Annotated in this window: 4 protein-coding genes and 2 pseudogenes; all 6 read right to left on the bottom strand. The window is 54.8% G+C overall.

Features of this window, described 5'->3' with window-relative positions:
• Nucleotides 1–178, bottom strand: a pseudogene (locus DW033_RS25150) (conjugative transposon protein TraN); the annotation flags it as partial.
• A 56-nt stretch (nucleotides 179–234) separates the two neighbouring features.
• The gene (gene traM, locus DW033_RS23965) at nucleotides 235–1,584 is read right to left on the bottom strand and encodes a conjugative transposon protein TraM (RefSeq protein ID WP_120081170.1); all 1,350 of its coding nucleotides are present in this window, start codon (nucleotides 1,582–1,584) and stop codon (nucleotides 235–237) included.
• 28 nt (nucleotides 1,585–1,612) lie between these two features.
• Nucleotides 1,613–1,873 carry a TraL conjugative transposon family protein gene (locus tag DW033_RS23960; RefSeq protein WP_004314859.1) on the bottom strand — a complete coding sequence of 87 codons (261 nt, stop codon included), beginning with the start codon at nucleotides 1,871–1,873 and terminating at the stop codon, nucleotides 1,613–1,615.
• 5 nt (nucleotides 1,874–1,878) lie between these two features.
• Nucleotides 1,879–2,502: a conjugative transposon protein TraK gene (traK, locus tag DW033_RS23955; RefSeq protein ID WP_004314861.1), complete on the bottom strand. Its 624-nt coding sequence runs from the start codon at nucleotides 2,500–2,502 to the stop codon at nucleotides 1,879–1,881.
• 31 nt (nucleotides 2,503–2,533) lie between these two features.
• The gene (gene traJ, locus DW033_RS23950) at nucleotides 2,534–3,538 is read right to left on the bottom strand and encodes a conjugative transposon protein TraJ (protein WP_004308926.1); all 1,005 of its coding nucleotides are present in this window, start codon (nucleotides 3,536–3,538) and stop codon (nucleotides 2,534–2,536) included.
• A 3-nt stretch (nucleotides 3,539–3,541) separates the two neighbouring features.
• Nucleotides 3,542–3,843, bottom strand: a pseudogene (locus DW033_RS23945) (conjugal transfer protein TraI); the annotation flags it as partial.

Here is a 3,843-nt window from a genome sequence, read left to right as displayed (position 1 = left end):
AGGTCAGCTTCTTTGTCAGCCCGTGATACAGATCGCCGTCCGCCTCCTTCTGCGGATAGACCTCCTTTGTCAAGGTCGGTTGTTCACTTCCGTTGTCCGTTACAACGGTTACGTTCTCCTGCGCGTTGGCAGTTACGATGCCCATAGCGAGGGCAAACATGATGATTACTTTTTTCATTCTACTTTGGATTTTAGTGGTAAATAAAAATTTGGTTGTTGTTACTTTTTCTTTTTTCAATTCCTGTCCTGATAGAGCAAGACCTTGTACCCGGCTTTCAGATGCACCTTGACGGTACGCATCTTCTTAGCGATATACTGGCTGGTTCCTTGTATCAGCCCTTTACCCAAATCGGAGGCGAGCTGCGCCCCTGCGTTGGTGGAGATATTGATGCTGCTGCCCAGCGAGCCGCCCATGTTGGCGGCAACCTCCCTGACGGCGTTCATCTCCATAGAGTTGGGAATGAAGATACCGGGCTGCCCGTCCGTGTCATACACCACCAGCTCTACCGGGATAATCGTACCCGCGTACTCCAGCGACGTGATTTCAATATCAAGCCGTTCGCCCTGAATCTTTGCCGTGCCGATCACCACCGCATTACGGGGGATGATTTTGTCCGCTACCGCCATCGGCTCCAGCAGCCGGAGTTTGACAGCCTGCCCATCCGTCACACTCTGCGCCCCATAGACGCACGCCGACAGGGTGTTCTTGTCCGACACGGTCGTGACACCCACCGCCGTATTGAAACTGCGGTTGCGCTCCTGCGAGAAGGAGGCGGCAAATTCGGCGATGCTCATCGGCTGTGAGAGCGAGGACACCACCTGATGCGTTACCTGCCTGACAGGTGCAGCCGTGTTCTTTCCGGCTTTCTGCACATGGTAAGGTTCTGCCGCCTGTCCGACAGGTGGCTGTGTACCGTTCTGACCGCCCATGTACTTCGCCGCCAGCTCGTAGGACTTCTCCATAAGTGCCACTTGATCATCCACAGCGGACGCCTTGCCTTTCTCGCTTTCCAGTTCCGATTCCAGCGAAGCGATGCGCTCCAACAGTTCGTCCATATCCGCGTTGTCGTTCTTCGGCTGCTCATAGAAGTTGCCGAGCGTGGTATTGAGGTCGCGGTAGGCAGCTGCGGAAGACTGGATGGTCTTCGGGGCGGATTTCACGTTCTCTTCCGTTCCTCCGGGATTGGCAAGGTCGAAGTCCCTGCCACCGTCCGTTTCCGCCACCTCTCGGTCGAACATATCGCCCAGTTCCTGCATGGTGCGGCTGCGGTTCTCCTGCCGTTCCTCCATCGCCCCCTGCTCGTATGCTTTCGCCTTGTCGCCGATGATCTGGCGGTTCGCCTTGTCAGCGTCGGGCATTTCGATGTTGTAACCACTCGTTCCCGGTTGCTGTTCCTTGTCGGAAGACGGGGCGAATATCAGCCACATAGCCCCGATGAATACCAGCACCATAGCGGGCAGCACTATCATTTTCTGACGTTTCAGCCTTTGGGCTTCGGTCAGCGGCTTGCGCTCCTTCTTCGGTTTCCCATTGTCGGGAGCCGCCTTGTTTTCGTTTTTAGGTTCATTCTTCGTCTGTTCCATATAAATAAGGTATTACGTTGTGATTGTTTTACGGCTTTACGGACAGTCCCACCTGTCCGGCATGGTCTGTTACTATCCGGTTGCCGCCATTCCTGCCGATGTCATAGACGGCTTTGCCGAAGGTGTAGATGGCAAGCACCGCGAAGGCGGCGAGCATCGCCAGCACGATGCGCCTGCGTGTCTTCGGGGGTAAACCGTCCAGATAGCCTTTGAGCCTTGCCACCAGCATTTTCTTTTTGTCGTGGAGTTTCCAGTACGCACGCCAAAATGATTTCCTGATTTTCTTCATGTCCGTTACCTTTTGATGGTTTGTAAATCCTTGTTCTCGATGATGGTGAATCCCTCGATGGTGAAACCGTTGGGATTGTCGTCCGAACGGGACGAGTTCAAGAGGCGGCACGTGGTCACGAGGCTGCGTTCGGTGACGTTGCTTTGCCGGATGATTTTCTGCGTGGCATAGGTCACGGCACGGTAGGGATAGCCGTTGAAGTCGCACACCACGCTGTCCACCTTCAGTACTTGGTTGATGTTCCCGGAGATGATACGGTTGTAGTACCCCTTCTCGGCAAAGTCCGAATAGTAGTTGTACACGCTTTTGTCCGCTAATAGCAGGGCGCGTTTCACGTTATGCTCTATCGCGCTCTTTTCGGGAGAGAGCGTGAAGAATAGCTCGTGGAAGCGGCGCACGTGTTCCCTTGCCTCCGCCGGACGGTTCTGCGACAAGTCCTGCGAGAGAGCCAGCATCAGCGACTTGCCGTTGTCCAGCACGTAAATCTTTTCCCGTTGCCGCTCCGCGAAGCGGTAGGAACTCCACACGCTCCATACCGTTATCACGGCACACAACGAGAGGAAGACGATACCGAACAGGCGTATCTGCCTGAACGATGATTCGATGTTTTTAAGTGACTTAAATTCCATTGTTGTTTATTCGTTTTTAATTGTCAGTTGATTATTTCAGCAGCTTCCCGACACGTCCGACCACGTTTCCTGCGGCTGCGCCCGCCACGCTGCCCGCCATGCTTCCGGCTCGTCCCGCCGTCTGGTTCACGTTGCGGCCGTAGCTTCCCATGCCTCCGGCTTGGATAATCCAGCCTGCCACCGTGGGGATGGTGAAGTAGCCGATGATGCCGATTATCATGAAGACGATGTACACCCCGTCGCTCGAATCCAGCGAGAAGTTCGGGTCAGCCTGCATCCGTTCGATGTCGCTTTGCAGCATCAGCACCTGTATCTTCGCCAGTATGGTGCTGAACATATCCGACACGGGCAGCCACAGATAGACCTGTATGTAGCGGCATATCCACTGTGTAAGCGTGCTTTGGAAGCCGTCCCACACCGATATGGCGAAGGCTATCGGACCGAGTATCGCCAGCACCACGAGGAAGAACGTGCGGATGGTGTCTATCACGAGGGCGGCGGCTTGGAACATCAGTTCCAGTATCTCGCGGAAGAAGTCGCGGATGCCCTTCTTCATGTTGTACATCCCGCGCTCGATGTACATCCCCGCCATCGTCACCATGTCGCCGGGCGACCAGCCCAGTTCTTCCAGTTGTTTGTCAAACTCCTCATTTGACACGAGGTAGGCGGTTTCGGGATTGCGCATCATCGCTTCGTACTCCAGTTTGTCCTTCTGCTCACGGTATCGGTTCATGTCCAGCGTTTCCGCCTCCAGCATCTTTGCCGTACCCTGCACGACGGGCGACATGATGCTGTTTATCGTACCCAGTACCACCGTCGGAAAGAACATGATGCACAGACCGATAGCGAACGGGCGGAGCATAGGGAACACGTCTATCGGTTCGGCTCTCGCCAGCGACTGCCATACCCGGTAGGCCACATAAAAGAGTGCGCCCAGCCCGGCGATGCCTTTCGCCACGCCCGCCATGTCCCCGCATAGCGGCATCATCTGTTCGTAGAGCGAGCGCAGAATTTGGTGAAGGTTGTCGAAATTCATAGGCTACCAATATCTTTCGTTCATGTTCCCGTACAGCCCCATGATGCGGTCAAGGTCGTTTTTCTTCTTCGCACGCAGGTAACTCACGCTAATGTTCTTGTTGGTGTAGTAGCTCACGAGGTTGCGGTAACGCTTCATTTTGGAGTAGCAGCGTTCCACCACGTCCATGCGCTCCTTGTCCGTCATGGAGAGCGTGGTGATATTCACCACATTCTTCAGTTCCGTCAGCACATCGTTGGATTCCTCCAATAACTTGGTGTAGCCAAAGGCGATGGCTCCCAGTTCCTCCACCGTGAAGTTGTCGT

This window comes from Parabacteroides sp. AF39-10AC, from assembly GCF_003635405.1.
GTDB classification, from domain to species: domain Bacteria; phylum Bacteroidota; class Bacteroidia; order Bacteroidales; family Tannerellaceae; genus Parabacteroides; species Parabacteroides distasonis.
This window is presented reverse-complemented; position numbering and strand designations above follow the sequence as displayed.